The 14,294-nt window shown below is 31.3% G+C and carries 13 protein-coding genes; 11 read left to right on the top strand and 2 right to left on the bottom strand.

The annotated features are described in order from the left end of the window. Positions 1-215: 215 nt before the first annotated feature. The 7 genes from IAI10_RS05650 (at position 216) to IAI10_RS05620 (ending at position 9,201) form a co-directional block, all read left to right on the top strand. Complete coding sequence (locus IAI10_RS05650) at positions 216-1,346, top strand: glycosyltransferase family 1 protein (protein WP_315672313.1); 1,131 nt, start codon at positions 216-218, stop codon at positions 1,344-1,346. Between the two features lie 167 nt (positions 1,347-1,513). Beyond that, a complete protein-coding gene (locus IAI10_RS05645; protein ID WP_315672312.1) occupies positions 1,514-2,764 on the top strand; it encodes a hypothetical protein in 1,251 nt (416 codons plus the stop codon). A 78-nt stretch (positions 2,765-2,842) separates the two neighbouring features. Further along, complete coding sequence (locus tag IAI10_RS05640) at positions 2,843-4,297, top strand: flippase (protein WP_315672311.1); 1,455 nt, start codon at positions 2,843-2,845, stop codon at positions 4,295-4,297. Between the two features lie 86 nt (positions 4,298-4,383). Then, complete coding sequence (locus tag IAI10_RS05635) at positions 4,384-5,265, top strand: polysaccharide deacetylase family protein (protein WP_315672310.1); 882 nt, start codon at positions 4,384-4,386, stop codon at positions 5,263-5,265. A gap of 158 nt (positions 5,266-5,423) precedes the next feature. Beyond that, positions 5,424-6,773 (top strand): zinc ribbon domain-containing protein, encoded by a 1,350-nt coding sequence (locus IAI10_RS05630; protein ID WP_315672309.1) that lies wholly within the window; start codon positions 5,424-5,426, stop codon positions 6,771-6,773. A 3-nt stretch (positions 6,774-6,776) separates the two neighbouring features. After that, positions 6,777-8,039, top strand: coding sequence for an ABC transporter permease (locus IAI10_RS05625; protein ID WP_315672308.1), 1,263 nt, complete (start codon positions 6,777-6,779; stop codon positions 8,037-8,039). Next, complete coding sequence (locus IAI10_RS05620; protein ID WP_315672307.1) at positions 7,993-9,201, top strand: ABC transporter permease; 1,209 nt, start codon at positions 7,993-7,995, stop codon at positions 9,199-9,201. The genes IAI10_RS05625 and IAI10_RS05620 overlap by 47 nt, the downstream gene beginning before the upstream one ends. A gap of 130 nt (positions 9,202-9,331) precedes the next feature. On the opposite strand, the gene IAI10_RS05615 is transcribed toward IAI10_RS05620, so the two are convergent. Beyond that, positions 9,332-10,234, bottom strand: a complete 903-nt coding sequence (locus tag IAI10_RS05615) for a zinc ribbon domain-containing protein (RefSeq protein ID WP_315672306.1) — start codon at positions 10,232-10,234, stop codon at positions 9,332-9,334. 149 nt (positions 10,235-10,383) lie between these two features. Here IAI10_RS05615 and IAI10_RS05610 point away from each other — a divergent pair, with 149 nt between their 5' ends. Further along, positions 10,384-11,208 (top strand): YihY/virulence factor BrkB family protein, encoded by an 825-nt coding sequence (locus tag IAI10_RS05610; protein ID WP_315672305.1) that lies wholly within the window; start codon positions 10,384-10,386, stop codon positions 11,206-11,208. A gap of 58 nt (positions 11,209-11,266) precedes the next feature. After that, positions 11,267-12,100 (top strand): dTDP-4-dehydrorhamnose reductase, encoded by an 834-nt coding sequence (gene rfbD, locus IAI10_RS05605; protein ID WP_315672304.1) that lies wholly within the window; start codon positions 11,267-11,269, stop codon positions 12,098-12,100. A 153-nt stretch (positions 12,101-12,253) separates the two neighbouring features. On the opposite strand, the gene IAI10_RS05600 is transcribed toward rfbD, so the two are convergent. Then, the gene (locus IAI10_RS05600; RefSeq protein ID WP_315672303.1) at positions 12,254-12,976 is read right to left on the bottom strand and encodes a WecB/TagA/CpsF family glycosyltransferase; all 723 of its coding nucleotides are present in this window, start codon (positions 12,974-12,976) and stop codon (positions 12,254-12,256) included. Between the two features lie 149 nt (positions 12,977-13,125). Here IAI10_RS05600 and IAI10_RS05595 point away from each other — a divergent pair, with 149 nt between their 5' ends. After that, complete coding sequence (locus IAI10_RS05595; protein ID WP_315672302.1) at positions 13,126-13,467, top strand: single-stranded DNA-binding protein; 342 nt, start codon at positions 13,126-13,128, stop codon at positions 13,465-13,467. A gap of 164 nt (positions 13,468-13,631) precedes the next feature. After that, complete coding sequence (locus tag IAI10_RS05590) at positions 13,632-14,210, top strand: sigma-70 family RNA polymerase sigma factor (RefSeq protein ID WP_315672301.1); 579 nt, start codon at positions 13,632-13,634, stop codon at positions 14,208-14,210. Positions 14,211-14,294: the final 84 nt, after the last annotated feature.

Below are 14,294 nucleotides of genomic sequence, written 5' to 3'. Positions count from 1 at the left end.
ATAAGGGTTTACGAATAAGCTGTTACTAGTAATGGCTGGAGGCTTTGTAAAATAGTAAAGAATCTGCAGTGTAATAATCTTTAGATTTGTTATGCTACAGATTCTTTTTTTGGTTTATAGATGGATTGTTGAAAAATATTATATATGAGATATAATATATAATAGTGCTTTTATAGAAAATTACAGTAATAGATTTATTGAGGAGGATAAAATAATTGAAAATCGCAATAGATGCCAGGCCTCTAAATAAACGTAAGGCAGGGATAGGATATTTTATAGAAAATCTACTTAAAAACATTCTAAAGAATGATATAGAAAACGAATATTACTTATTTTCAGATAGAGAAATTTGCTTTGATTATGAGAGTCCTAATTTACATAAAATTAAGGATTCAAAAAGTAAATTGAAGAAAACACCTTGGTTTCTGTTTAGTGTTCCTAAATTACTTAAGCAATATGAGATAGATATTATTTGGGGAACTCAGCATGTACTACCTTTTAATGTTCCTAATAACATAAAAAAGGTATTGACTATGCATGATGTTGTCTTATACGAAATGCCGGAAACAATGTCTACTTACAATAAACTTATAATGAGTTTTTCAGTTGCTAATTCTGTAAAACAGGCAGATTATATAGTTTGCGATTCTGAATCTACTAAAGAAGGATTATTTAAATATATGAATAAACACATATGTAATGCTTCTAAAGTTAAGGTGATATATGCTTCTGCAGATGAAGTTAGTATAACAGAGAAAGAAGAGTCTTATTTTTTTAATAAATATAAGGATATGCCATTTATAAGAGAAAAAAAGTATTTACTTTATGTAGGTACAATCGAACCTAGAAAAAATATTACTGTGTTATTAAAGGCATATGAAAAAATTAGAGACAATTCCGATATGAAACTTTTAATTTGCGGCAAAATGGGTTGGAAATGTGAAGATATAATGAATTATATGAAAAATCATAGATATAAAGACGATATTTTTTATTTGGATTATATTTCTAATCATGATAAAAACCTACTTATGAAAAATGCATTTGCTTTTATTTTTCCGTCTCTATATGAGGGATTTGGTATTCCAGTTGTAGAGGCTATGAAGGTTAATACTATAGCGTTAGCATCAAGCAATTCTTCTTTAAATGAACTAATTGAAAAGGAAGAATTAAAATTTAATGCCAAAGATTCTAATGAACTAGCAAATAAGATTTTGAAACTTTATTCGGATAAAAATTTATATAATGAGTGTAAGAATTATTGTATAAACAGGGCCAACTACTTTTCATGGGAAAAGAGCTCTTCTCAATATATAGAGTTATTTGATAAAGTAAGGAAAATATAAAAAAATTGAATAATTAAGCTTGATACGAATCTATTGCTAAAACTAAACGTATGAATTAATTAGCAATATTATGTAAGATATATATTTACAAGATTTTTAATTTCTAATTTTCGTTAAATAATTACGTATATAATTCTGCTAAATATATAAAATTAGGGGGAATAAAGATGAATGCAGTATGTACTATTGTGGCAAAAAATTATTTGTCACAAGCAAGAACTTTAGGAGACTCATTAAAGAAGACTAATCCAGATTTAGATTTTTATATTCTTCTTGCGGACGAAGCAAGAGGAGACTTAGATTTAACAAAAGAAAAACATAAGACTATAGAGGTTAAGGATATAGAAATTCCATATCTTAAAGAAATGGCTTTTAAATATAATGTTTTAGAGTTTTGTACTGCGGTAAAACCGTTTTTTATAGAATGGTTATTTAAAAAGTATAATTATGAAAAGATAATATATTTGGATCCAGATATATATGTTTACGATTCTCTTAATTGTATTTATGATGATTTGAAGGACAATTTTCTTGTTATTACTCCTCATATAGTTAATATGGATTTAGAGTATAGAGGGGCTTTTTCGGAAGATGAACTCTTATTCGTTGGAATATATAATTTAGGATTTGTAGCAATAAAAAATAATGATCAAGGCAAATTTTTTGTTGAATGGTGGAAAAAAAGACTTAAGGATAAGTGTTATGCAGATAGAGAAGATGCTCTTCATGTAGACCAAAAATGGATAGATTTTATGCCGTCTTTTTTTGAAAAAGGTGTTTTGATAAGTAAAAATATGGGATACAATGCTGCATTATGGAATATTCATGAGAAGGAGTTATTAAATGAAGAGGGTGTTTACTATTTTAAAAATAAATTTGCAGAAAATGAAAAATATAAATTGATATTTTTTCATTTTTCAGGTTTTCAACCTAACAATCCGGAATCAATGTGCAGAAAACAAACAAAATATAATTTGAATAATAAACCTGAATATAAGGAAATGTTTAACAATTACTCTCAAGCAATGCTTGATAATGGCTTTAATGAATTAGTAAAATTAAAATATTTTTATGATCAGTATGATAACAACATTTATATAACACAATTTCAAAGACGATTCTATAGAAAAACATTAGACGGTGATAAATACTATGCTGATCCATTTCATACAGGTAAAGGATCATTTTATGAAATGATGGATAACAACGGTTTGATACTTAATGATAAGGTTGGAAATTTTAATAGCCTTAAGGTTGCCACATACCCTAATATTGATTCCAAGCTTAAAAAATTTGAGGCAATGATGAGGATATTTAAAAGGTTGGTTGGAACGAAGAGATATTTTATGCTACTTAAGCTTATAACTAAATATTATAGACCTGAGAACCAACAATTTTTATTAAAGAATGATAAATAAAAGTATATTAAATAAAAAGCTTTTCGGTAAAAATTATTTTTTTGCAGATTCTGTAAGCTATGAATAGGAAGGTATAGAATGAGTGTTGCTAAAAATTTTATCTATAATAGTATCTATCAAATAATAGGTATAATTATGCCTATTATAACAGTTCCATATGTATCAAGGGTATTAGGAACTGGAGGAGTAGGAAAATACGCATATACAAATGCTAATGCCCAGTATTTTATATTGATTGGTATGGTGGGATTGTCGATGTATTCCAGCCGACAGATAGCATATGTAAGAGATGATCAAGAAAAGCTTGAGAAAACTTTTTGGGAATTAAATATAATAAGATTTATTACTACTGGAATTGCGCTGATACTTTATATTCTAATATTTTTAGTATTAAATAAACAGGACAGATTGATATACGCTTTTCAAGGTCTTAATATTTTAGCAGCAGTTTTTGATATATCTTGGTTTTTTATAGGAATAGAAAATTTTAAAAAGACTATAACAAGAAACATAATTACAAAAGTTTTAGGTGTAGCTTTGATATTTTTATTAGTGAAAAATAAAAACCAAGTTGTAATTTATGTATTAATTTTGTCTGCTTCACAACTTATAGGGCAATTAATTATGTGGGTGAATATACCTAAGTTTCGTTTTAGTTTTATAAATAATAAAGCAAATTTATATGTACATTTGATGGCTTCCTTTAAGTTATTTGTTCCTCAGTTGGCTATCCAGGTATACACTTTATTGGATAAAACCATGCTTGGCTGGGTAAAAGGAGATTCAGAAGTAGGTATATACGATAATTCTCAAAAAACAATAAAAATAGCATTAGCACTACTGACATCCTTGGCTACAGTAATGCTTCCTAATATGTCAAATTCGTTTATTAAAGGAAATATTAGCAAATTTAAGGAGTCTGTTAAGAAAGCATTTAGTTTCACATCATTTATGGCATTTCCGATGACTTTTGGATTAATTGGAATTGCTCATAATTTTGTTCCATGGTTTTATGGAAAAGATTTTTCTGGTATAGAATATCTGTTTTATATTGGAGCTTGGATAATGATATCAATATCTTGGAGTAGTGTTTTGGGAATACAAGTTATGATAGCTATGGGGAAAGAAAATTTATATACTATATCTGTAACAATAGCCGCTATAATAAACTTTATCTTAAACCTAATTTTAATACCTAAACTAGCATCTGCTGGTACTACTATATCTACAACTGTAGCTGAAATTTCAGGAACAATAATCCAACTTTATTTACTTCGTAAATTTATAGATATAAGGGGGCTATTTCAGGGAGTAGCTAAATACATCTTTGGATCATCTATCATGCTTGTAGGTATAATTTTTACTGATAGATTTTTGCAGCCTAATTTAGTGTCTACATTTATTCAGATCCTAGTAGGTGGAGTTATTTATGTAGGGACTATGATATTTTTTAAAGATATAAATATTATTTATGTAATGAAAAAGCTAAATATGACTAAGTATCTTAAATTTTTTAATCATAAAGATGTATGAAAGTAAAATAATATAAAAATTTAAGAATCGTAAAAGTTTTATATACGTATTTTAACTTGAGATATATGTAAAGGAAATAGATTGGGATGAAAATTAAAAAAAGAAAAAAATCTATACTTATTTTTACAATTATCACTTTGTTCACTTTATTATTTTTATGTGGATGTGGCAGCAAAAATAATGATTCCTTAAATGAGGATACTAGAGAGCACTATAGACTAGATAATGTGGATGATCAGAAGCAAAGGGATGAAGCTTCAAGAAATGGTGCTCAGAATATTTTACCCAATAAAGCAGAACCATCAATTTCAGCTAATCAAACTCCTGCAAGTAAGCCACCTGCTGCACCACAAACAACAGTTACTAAACCAGATAAACCTAAGATTAAAAAGGTTGCCTATTTGACTTTCGATGATGGTCCTTCTAACAATGTCACGCCTCAAATGCTGGATACATTAAAAAAGTATGATATTAAAGCTACATTTTTCATTATTGGTAAAAACACTGTGGGAAATGAAGAGGTGGTAAGAAGGATAAAAAGTGAAGGACATATAATTGGAAATCACAGTTATACCCACGATGATAAGCGGCTTTATTCTGATTTTGAATACTTTAAAAGTGATTTTAATCAGTGTAATGAAACCCTTACTAAGCTACTTGGGGAAGGTGGATATTCTAAAATTTACAGATTTCCAAGAGGAGAGTATGGACATCATAAAAAGGAAAGAGCTTTTGTTGGGGGGCAAGGCTTCAAGGTTTACGACTGGAACTGCTTGAGCTATGATGCAGAGCTTCCAGAGAACAAGACGCCTCAGCAGCTTTTGGAAAATATAAAAGCCACATCTAGAGGTAAAAATAATCTAATTGTGCTTATGCATACTTCTGCTAATAGACAGAATTCTGCTGATGCATTGCCTAGTATAATTGAATATCTTAAGAGTCAGGAATATTCTTTTGATGTATTATAAAAATAGCGGCTACAACTGCTATTTTTTTATTAACTTTAATGCTTTCAGTGAAGGCTGATAAAGAGATGTTAATATAAAGAGGGTGGAATATTTATTGCATTAAAACCAAAATTTGTTTATAATTAAAGATAGTGTTTTTATTTTTAAGGGGGGATTTTATGTACTGTAAAAAATGCGGTACTCAGGTGGAAGAGGGGAGAAATTTTTGTCCTAATTGCGGCAGCCCGATTAATAGCAACCCAAGTGTAAATGATGAGGAAGCCAAATCACCTGATGATGTCAATATTCAAAAAAATGTTTCATCAAAACCAAAAAGCGGAAAACTGCCTATGATAATAGGAATAGTTGCTGTTTTGGTATTAGCAGTTTTTGTAGGAGGTTTTGCTCTCAAGGATTTATTTATTAAAAAGGATCCTGCCAGCAGAACTCTAGGCGCGTTTACTAAAATTAGTTCAGCTGATGCAGTGGATTCTACAACAGAGTTGAAGCTAAAGGTACAAGGAGCTTCAGACGAAAATGTAATGGTTAAGGATATTTTAGAAGGTATGTCTATTAAGCTTACTACTAAAGCTAAAAAGAAAACCAATGAAATGTCTATGAATTTAGCTTTATTGTATAAAAATTCTACAATAGTTGATATGAATATGTATGCTGATAAAGATCAATTTATAATAAGCTCAAAGGATCTTTTGGATAAGCCTGTATATGCAAGCTACAAAGACCTTCAAAAGCTTTCAAGTGAAAATTCTTCAGCTTCAAGCTTTGATGTTTCTAAGTATGAGAATTTATTTAATTTGAAGGATGATAAGGACTATAAGAAGCTTTCTGAAAGCTACGCAGACTTTTTTCAAAAAACATTAAAAGACTATGTTAAAGAAACAGGAAAGGCAGATGTTAAGGTAAATGAGGGCAGCAAAGCTGAAACTATAAACTGCAATGAAATCACTTTAGATATGAATTCTCAGTTTATTAAACAGTTTGTAACTCAATTGCTTACTAAGGTTTCTACAGACAGCGATTTAAAAGCCTTTGCTAATAAGGAATTTTCAAAGTTCTATGACGAAGCTCAGAAGAATGGAGATTTAGATAAAATAGAAAAGGGCAAGGATGAAATTAAGGCTGCTAAGGATAATTTCAGCAGTCAGTGGGATGAAGCTATGACCCAGATAAAGTCAAATTTAAGCGATATAGAAAATCAGCTTTCTAGCTTGAATTTTAAAGCTACAGCTAAGCTAAGACTTGACAATAAGGATAGACTTAGAGAACTTTATTTTGAGACAGGCCTTGGAGACATATTAAATAAGGTTACCTCATCCACTTCTGAAACAAAGGCATCTTTAATAGTGGATACAGTTTACAATTCCTATGATAATGTGGATATTTCTAAGCCGTCTACTAGCGGTGGTATAAATCTTGCTGCAGCAGATGAAGAAGAGCTCCAATCTATGGGAGAAGATATAACCCAAAAGCTTGAGAGTATAATAGCTTCTAAGTTAGGCGTGCAGTAAGAAATGATTAACTTGCTTCTTAAGTTAATAAAGAAGGATTTGCTGATGATTGTAAGGCATAGGGGAGTACTAATTGCTTCCTTGTGTCTTCCATTTTTATTATACGGAATTTTTTCTTTCTCTTTTTCAAATATGATGGATAGACATGCTGATATATCTAAGCTTCAGGTAGCTGTAGTGGACAAGGAAAATTCAACATTAAGCAAGATGCTGATAAATAATTTTAAGGGAAACAAGTCCTTTTCTGATTTGATTTCCATTGATGTGATGGATGAGAAAACCGCTCTGAATAAATTTATGAATAATGAGCTTACAGGATTTATCATCATTCCTGAAAATTTTTCCGGAAGCCTTATAAATATTGAAAATTATCCTATAAAGGTCTGCTTCAATGCTAAAGACCCCTTGAAAAGCTCTGTGCTTAAAAATATGCTTCAGAGCTATGGCATATATATATCTTCAGTAGAAAAGTCCTTGGTTTCTATGATGGACTATCTAAGGCAGGAAGGTATTGATGATAAAAAGCTGGAATCAATAAATGAAAAGGCCTCTATAGATTTGGTATTAACTGCTTTATCTAGAGACAGCATTTTTAAAGCTGAAAGCATGGATTCTATTCCTAAATCTTCTTCTCAGGAATATTTCATACTGGGGATAATAGTTATGCTGGTAATGTATAATAGCGTATCTGCAGGCAGCAATCTTATAGAAGAGAGTGCTTCCGGTACTCTTAGGAGGATAACCTTTGCTCCTAATAGTGGGGCTTTCTTTCCTATAGCTAAGGTTCTGGCTTACAGCTTATATAATTTTATTTTAACTTCAATATTTGTGGTGCCCCTAGCTATTTATGCAAAAATAGATGATTTTCAAGTGATTTTTCATATTCTATTTATCATGTTTTTGGCTATAGTTTTTTTGAATAGTTTATTTATATGCTTAGCTTCCTTTTTTAGGGAAAGAAATCAATATGTGATGCTTGGAAATATTCTTGTGTTCATATTTTGCCTGACCGGTGGAAGTTTTTTACCTCTTCAGCTTATGCCTGCCTATATTCAAAACCTAGCTGCTTTTACTCCTAACTTTTGGATCATAAAATGCGGAATTTATGTTTTGAATTATTTCCCTTTATCCAGCCTGAAGAATATTTTGGCTGCTGCTTTTGGAATAAGCATATTATTATCCCTTATTTCGGCTTTAAGTACAGTTAGGAGGGCACAGGATGATTATTTTAAAGCTTGCTTCAAATCGTTTAAGACTGGCTTTTAAAAGCAGAGTATTTATCATAATCTGCATTGTACTTCCGCTGATGTTTTCTGTATTGGCAGGTAAAATTTTTGTGAGGAGCAGCCTGTACGATGGGGTGCCTATTGGTGTTATAGATGAAGATCATTCGGGTATGTCACAAAAAATAGTAGATGGAATTTCAAAAAATAAGGCTCTTATATGCTGCAGGATTGAATATAAGGATATAAAACCACTTTTGGATAGAGAAAAGGTTCAAGCCGTATATATAATCAATAAAGGTTTTGAAAAGAATATAGAAAATGGGCAATATGAAGAAGCGGTATCAGTATATTCCGTACCTGGAAGCATAACAGCTATGGGAATTAGCGACATAATTGCCGGGGAAATAATGCCATATATAACTAAATATAGAGCAGTTAAATATGCTGCTTCCATTTTAAAACACGAATCTGCAAAGGACATAGAGACTAATGTTGAAAAGAATATAGAGAGATATGCTGAAGATTCAGACTTTAATATGGAGATTCAAGTGCAGCTTAAAAATCCAGACACTAAAAGTGATGCAGATGTAAATAAGGATCTTTTTTCTTCCAATATGGCACTAGGCATGATTGTGATTTTTTTAATGCTTTTTACTCTTCAGGGCTGCAGCAGCATCATATATGAAAGAACTTCAGGAGTAAGGAGAAGAATTATAGCTAGCGGTATATCAACTTTTAAGGTTCTGCTAGGAGATATGCTTGGATTATTTGCTTTGGGCACTGTTTTTATGATGATTGAATTTGTGTTTATAGCATATGTGCTGAAGGTGTATTCAATGAGGACTATATTTAGCGGCTTCTTGATAACTCTTCCATATATATTAGCTCTCTCAGCTTTTATGATGTTTATGGCGCACATATTTAACTCTCAGGTTGCCTTTCAAAGCTTCATGCCTGTAATTGTTTTAATTATGGGGATACTCTCTGGGTGCCTGTGGAGCTTAGAACTTCTGCCTAAAAATATAGTACTGCTTTCAAAGCTCACTCCCAGCTATTTTGCGCAGAACTCACTTGCAAACATATTAATATATAAAAATATGCCTTCAAGCTGTTTATTCAATATTTTAATTTTGCTGCTTATGACTTCAATATACTTTTTATTTACATTTTTGTATACAAATTTAGTGGAAAGCAGAGCATAATACTATATTAATTTAGACTTGCTGATTAGATACTAAAACTGTTGAAAAATATTGTAAATCTATGATACAAGTGTACTAGGATAAAGACATGTATAAATAAAAGACAGGCCTTTGAAAGCCTGTCTTTTATTTAATGTCTCGCATATATTACTGCACCAAATAGTGCAGAATAATCAGGTCCTATTATATTGAAGAACAATATATTGAAGATTACAATTACTATTGGGAATATCAAAAACAAGTATAATGTAAGATTTTCAGATTTTGAGGTATTATTGTTTAGTGATTTAAACAGCAATATTGAGGTTAATAATACTCCGAACAGATTAAATAGGGAGCTTATGGTTCCATCTGCATAGGATAATATGGTTGCCAAATATGAAAATATAACTACAGGTACGATGGAAAATAATACCTTATTCAATATATATAAAGGAGAAGATTGAGAATTAAGTATTAGCTTGTTTATAAGTAGTGTAACTCCCCAGACTAAAGCTATAATCAATATTACATATACAAGGGAAATTAAAAAGATTAATCCGGAGTTTGGACCACTTGATAATTTAAAGCCACCCAATGTTAAAAGATTGCTGAAATCACCGCTTTTTAAAAGGCTGTCTAGAGAACTCTGCGTCAAGGAAGAGGAAGTAGCAAATAGTAATTTTTTTAGCTTCATTCCATCCCAAAAACAGTTCATTACCAATAAAAATCCTATTATAGAACATAATAATATTGTGGATAATTTTGATAGTTCATTTTTTAAACTGGATACGTAGTCAACAGGTGCTTTAGCGAAAGACCACAGCTCTTTTCCTATCTCTCTGAATGCTAGAGCAAAAGGTGATGGGCCTGCATTTTTGATTATGATTTGCTGATTGTAAGCATATTGGGTATTGTCGCTAGGCGTGCTTGGACTATTTACGTATTCAGCGTTTTCAGCAGCCTCAGCATTGTTTGCTAAATTAGCCCCGCATTTAGAACAGAATTTCTCATCTCCGTCTAATGGAGCACCACAGTTTGGACAAAAACTCATAGTAAACCTCCTAATAACTAATATTTTAATATAACAAATCAATTATACTATAATATATATTATGAAACAAACTTAATAGTATAAAAAATCAAATTTTGCAAAAAATATGAGAAGTTATATTAATATTTGTTTGGATTTGAGGTAATGCAATGAGTAAGGATATTTATTTTTTTATGCAGATTATAAGGAAAACTAAGAAGGATGATATTTCATCTTTAGCGTCTCAAGTAGCGTACAATTTACTTTTGTCTTTTATGCCCTTCCTAATATTTTTGCTTACAATCATAGGATTTACGCCTATAAAAAGCAGCGAAGTGCTTCCGTACATAAGAAGTCTTATGCCATCAGAAGCCTATGCTCTTATAAAAAAAGTGATAATAGAGATAGTAGACACTAAGCATTCAAGTTTATTATCCTTTAGCTTGATACTAACTATATGGTCCTGTACTGGTGGAGTAAAAGCTATAATAAGAGCCCTTAACAAAGCGTATGAAGAAAATGAAAGCAGGGGGTTTTTTAAGCTGCAGTTTCTGTCAATAATGTTTACCTTGGGGATTGTGCTGGCTATTTTTATTATGATAGTCATGCTTGTATTCGGGAATACTATAGGGATTGGAATAGAAAATGCTTTCAACACTCCTCTCATATATAATTCTATATGGAATGTATTGAGATATGTAGTGGCCATACCTATGCTGGGAATTATATCTGCTGCTATATATCATTTTATGCCTTGCAGACGTCTTACCTGGAGAGAAGTCTTACCTGGAACGGCTTTTTCTACAGCTGGATGGATAATCAGTGCTTTATTTTTTTCATTTTATGTAGATAACTATGCCAATTATTCAAGGCTTTATGGAAGCATAGCTGCAGTATTTATTTTAACAGCATGGATATACTTAGAAGCCATCATTCTTCTTATAGGTGGAGAAATAAACGCAATATTGACCACAAGCTCTAAATACAGCCTTTAGTGGACATAAATAATTTATATTGCTATAATTTACTTTGATGAAAGGTGGGAATTATTCTATGAAAATACTTATTACTGGCGCCAATGGCCAACTTGGAAGAGAGCTTACAAAGCAATATGCAGATAATAAAAATGTAGAATTAATATTGACTGATGTAGATACATTGGATATAACAAATACTTCACAGGTTTATGATTTTGTTAGTAATCATCGTCCTGATACCATAATTAATTGTGCAGCTCACACAGCGGTGGATAAATGTGAGACAGATGTGGATAATGCATATAAAATAAACGCTATAGGACCTAAGAATTTGTCTTCAGCAGCCTATGCCATAGGTTCAGAAATAGTTCAGATATCTACAGATTATGTATTTGACGGTGAATCAAGTGCTGCATTAACAGAATTTGATAAGCCAGATCCTAAGACTGTCTATGGAACGTCCAAGCTACAAGGAGAGAAGTTTACAGCTGAGCTTAATCCTAAACATTACATATTAAGAACAGCGTGGCTTTATGGTGATGGAAAGAATTTTGTTAAAACTATGCTGAGGTTAAGTGAAAACGGAAACCCTATAAAGGTTGTAAATGACCAGCATGGTACTCCTACCAGCACCGTTGATCTAGCTAATGTTGTGAGAAAGCTAATTGAAGAAAAGAATTATGGACTTTTCCATGCAACCTGCAAGGGTAAATGTACCTGGTATGACTTTACAAAAGAAATATTCAGAATTAAAGGAATAAACTGTGAGGTTAATCCATGTACATCAGCTGAATTTCCAACTCCAGCCAAGAGACCTAAATATTCAATACTTAGAAACTATATGTTGGAACTTACTACTGGGGATATAACTCGTCCTTGGGAAGAGTCCATTGCAGAATATTTGAAATAAAGGCATGTGGTACTGCGCGCATCAAGCCATTGCCCTTAGTCACAAAATATAGTTGATGGTCAAGATAAGCTTATTTATAAATATAAGTCACAAAATATAGTAGGTGAAATTTTATCTACTATATTTTGTGACTTAACCAAAAAGAAAAGGCAGCTAGGAATTGCTGCCTTTATAGCTAACTGCCTTCAGCACAAATTTTGGTATGACACCAAGTCTTTTTATTCTAAAAGGTTCTTTTGATACTCTGTAAAGCCATTCTAAATTAGAATTTATCATCCACTGAGGGGCTCTGCTTACTTTTCCTGCAAACACATCAAAGCTTCCTCCTACACCCATAAATATCTTAGCATCTATCTTGTCAAAATAATTAATGATGAACATTTCTTGTCTGGGAGCACCCATAGCCACAAATACAGCATAGGGATTACAGGTATTTATTGAAGATATTATATCCTCACAATTGTCCATATCGAAGTAACCATTATGCTTTCCTCCTATTATCAATGAGGGATATTTTGTTGTAAGATTTTCTGCACACTTATTAAGAAGTTCTTCCTTTGCACCTAGAAGAAATATGCTTTTACCGTTTTCTGCACAGTGCTTTATGATAGCTTCCATAACTTCGATTCCTGCAATTTTTTCTTTTACTGGCTGATTAATTAATTTTGATGCCAGCACTACTCCAAAGCCATCTGGAATTATCACGGAATTATCAGAATTAAAGTTTTTGTTCAATATACCGTTTGAAAGGCCCATATGCAAAACCTCTGGATTACCGGATACTATATTAACTTTATTAAAGCTGTCATCAAATAATTTATTTAAAAAGTCATCTTTACTTCCGCTGAAGATTTTGTATCCTAAAATATCACTCATATGTATCCTCCTAAATTCATAAGTATAGGTCTATTATATCAGTTAGTAAGTATTTTTTGTATATGCAAACAAAAATTCTCCTTTCTATGATTATAAAAATTAAATGTGGATAGAATTATAGGAAACCATATTTTGTTTGGAGGAATAAAATGAATAGAATTTTTTTAGTGGGAAGACTCACAAAGGATCCTGAGAAAAAGGTATTTGAGGAAAACGATAAAGTTATGGCAAGATTTATAATGGCAGTGGATAAAGAATATAAAAATTCAAATGGCGAAAAGCAAACTGACTTTATTCCTGTAGTGCTTTGGGGCAAGAGAGCAGAGGTTGCCTTAGAATATCTTAAAAAAGGCGATATGATCAGCTTATGCGGAAAACTTAATTGCAGAAGCTACGATGATGATCAGGGAGTAAGAAGATACATATCTGAAGTTATTGCAGAAAGCTTCCAATTCATCGAAAGCAAAAATAAAGAAAATCAAGTTGGCTAACAAAAATTAATAGAATTGCCTGATTGATAGCATTCGTGGCAATTCTATCTTTATATTCTTATCTTATAAATTAACTGTACATAAAACTGTATATGTGTTCTCTTTACTAAGAAACTTTATTTCCATATAATGTAAATAAAGTAATGTTGTAAGGAGAGGTTATTATGGGAAAAGAAAATCTATGGGAGATAATTAGTAAGGCAAAGCAGGGGGACAGGGAAGCTGTAGGCGAAATAATAGATATGTTTAAACCATACATATTGAAGTTTACTTCTAGCATATTCATAAACGGGTATGATAGGGAGGATTTAATACAATATGGGTATATGTCAGTGATTAAGGCAATTAAGATATATAAGGAAGATAGTGGTATTAACTTTAGTGCTTATGTCAAAGGAGCTATAAAGAATAATTATTATTGTGAAATAAGAAACTTAGCTAGAAAAAACTATGAGACAAGCCTAGATATAGAAGAGGAAGGCGGATTTAGAATTGACCTGTTAACAGATCCTATAGATGTAGAAGAGGAGGTAGAAAAAAGATATACCATAAGCAATGTCAAAAAAATATTATCGGAACTGAGCCTGGAGGACAGGAAACTTATAAGCTACCATATTAAATACGGCAGAGGAGGCATATCAAGATATGCTAAGGAATATGGAAAAAGTTTATTAAATTGCTCTAGAAGAAAGGACAAGCTGTATAAATATATTAGGGAAAGATTAATGGGTTTTAAATCATAAAGTTTTGTTTTAGATCAATCAAAGACTATATAAACATTATCTTAAAATATATCCAATCAATAAAAGATGCCTTTATAAAATATA

The sequence above is a fragment of the Clostridium sp. 19966 genome (assembly GCF_032335695.1).
In the GTDB taxonomy this organism is placed as follows: domain Bacteria; phylum Bacillota; class Clostridia; order Clostridiales; family Clostridiaceae; genus JACTOJ01.
Note: the sequence above shows the minus strand (reverse complement) of the source record. Positions and strands in the feature narration are given on the sequence as shown.

Excerpts from the sequence above, each read along its gene's own strand:
- IAI10_RS05645 (WP_315672312.1), top strand. The coding sequence starts at position 1,514 with ATGAATGCAGTATGTACTATTGTGGCAAAAAATTATTTGTCACAAGCA.
- IAI10_RS05640 (WP_315672311.1), top strand. The coding sequence starts at position 2,843 with ATGAGTGTTGCTAAAAATTTTATCTATAATAGTATCTATCAAATAATA.
- IAI10_RS05635 (WP_315672310.1), top strand. The coding sequence starts at position 4,384 with ATGAAAATTAAAAAAAGAAAAAAATCTATACTTATTTTTACAATTATC.
- IAI10_RS05630 (WP_315672309.1), top strand. The coding sequence starts at position 5,424 with ATGTACTGTAAAAAATGCGGTACTCAGGTGGAAGAGGGGAGAAATTTT.
- IAI10_RS05625 (WP_315672308.1), top strand. The coding sequence starts at position 6,777 with ATGATTAACTTGCTTCTTAAGTTAATAAAGAAGGATTTGCTGATGATT.
- IAI10_RS05620 (WP_315672307.1), top strand. The coding sequence starts at position 7,993 with ATGATTATTTTAAAGCTTGCTTCAAATCGTTTAAGACTGGCTTTTAAA.
- IAI10_RS05615 (WP_315672306.1), bottom strand. The coding sequence starts at position 10,234 with ATGAGTTTTTGTCCAAACTGTGGTGCTCCATTAGACGGAGATGAGAAA.
- IAI10_RS05610 (WP_315672305.1), top strand. The coding sequence starts at position 10,384 with ATGAGTAAGGATATTTATTTTTTTATGCAGATTATAAGGAAAACTAAG.
- rfbD (WP_315672304.1), top strand. The coding sequence starts at position 11,267 with ATGAAAATACTTATTACTGGCGCCAATGGCCAACTTGGAAGAGAGCTT.
- IAI10_RS05600 (WP_315672303.1), bottom strand. The coding sequence starts at position 12,976 with ATGAGTGATATTTTAGGATACAAAATCTTCAGCGGAAGTAAAGATGAC.
- IAI10_RS05595 (WP_315672302.1), top strand. The coding sequence starts at position 13,126 with ATGAATAGAATTTTTTTAGTGGGAAGACTCACAAAGGATCCTGAGAAA.
- IAI10_RS05590 (WP_315672301.1), top strand. The coding sequence starts at position 13,632 with ATGGGAAAAGAAAATCTATGGGAGATAATTAGTAAGGCAAAGCAGGGG.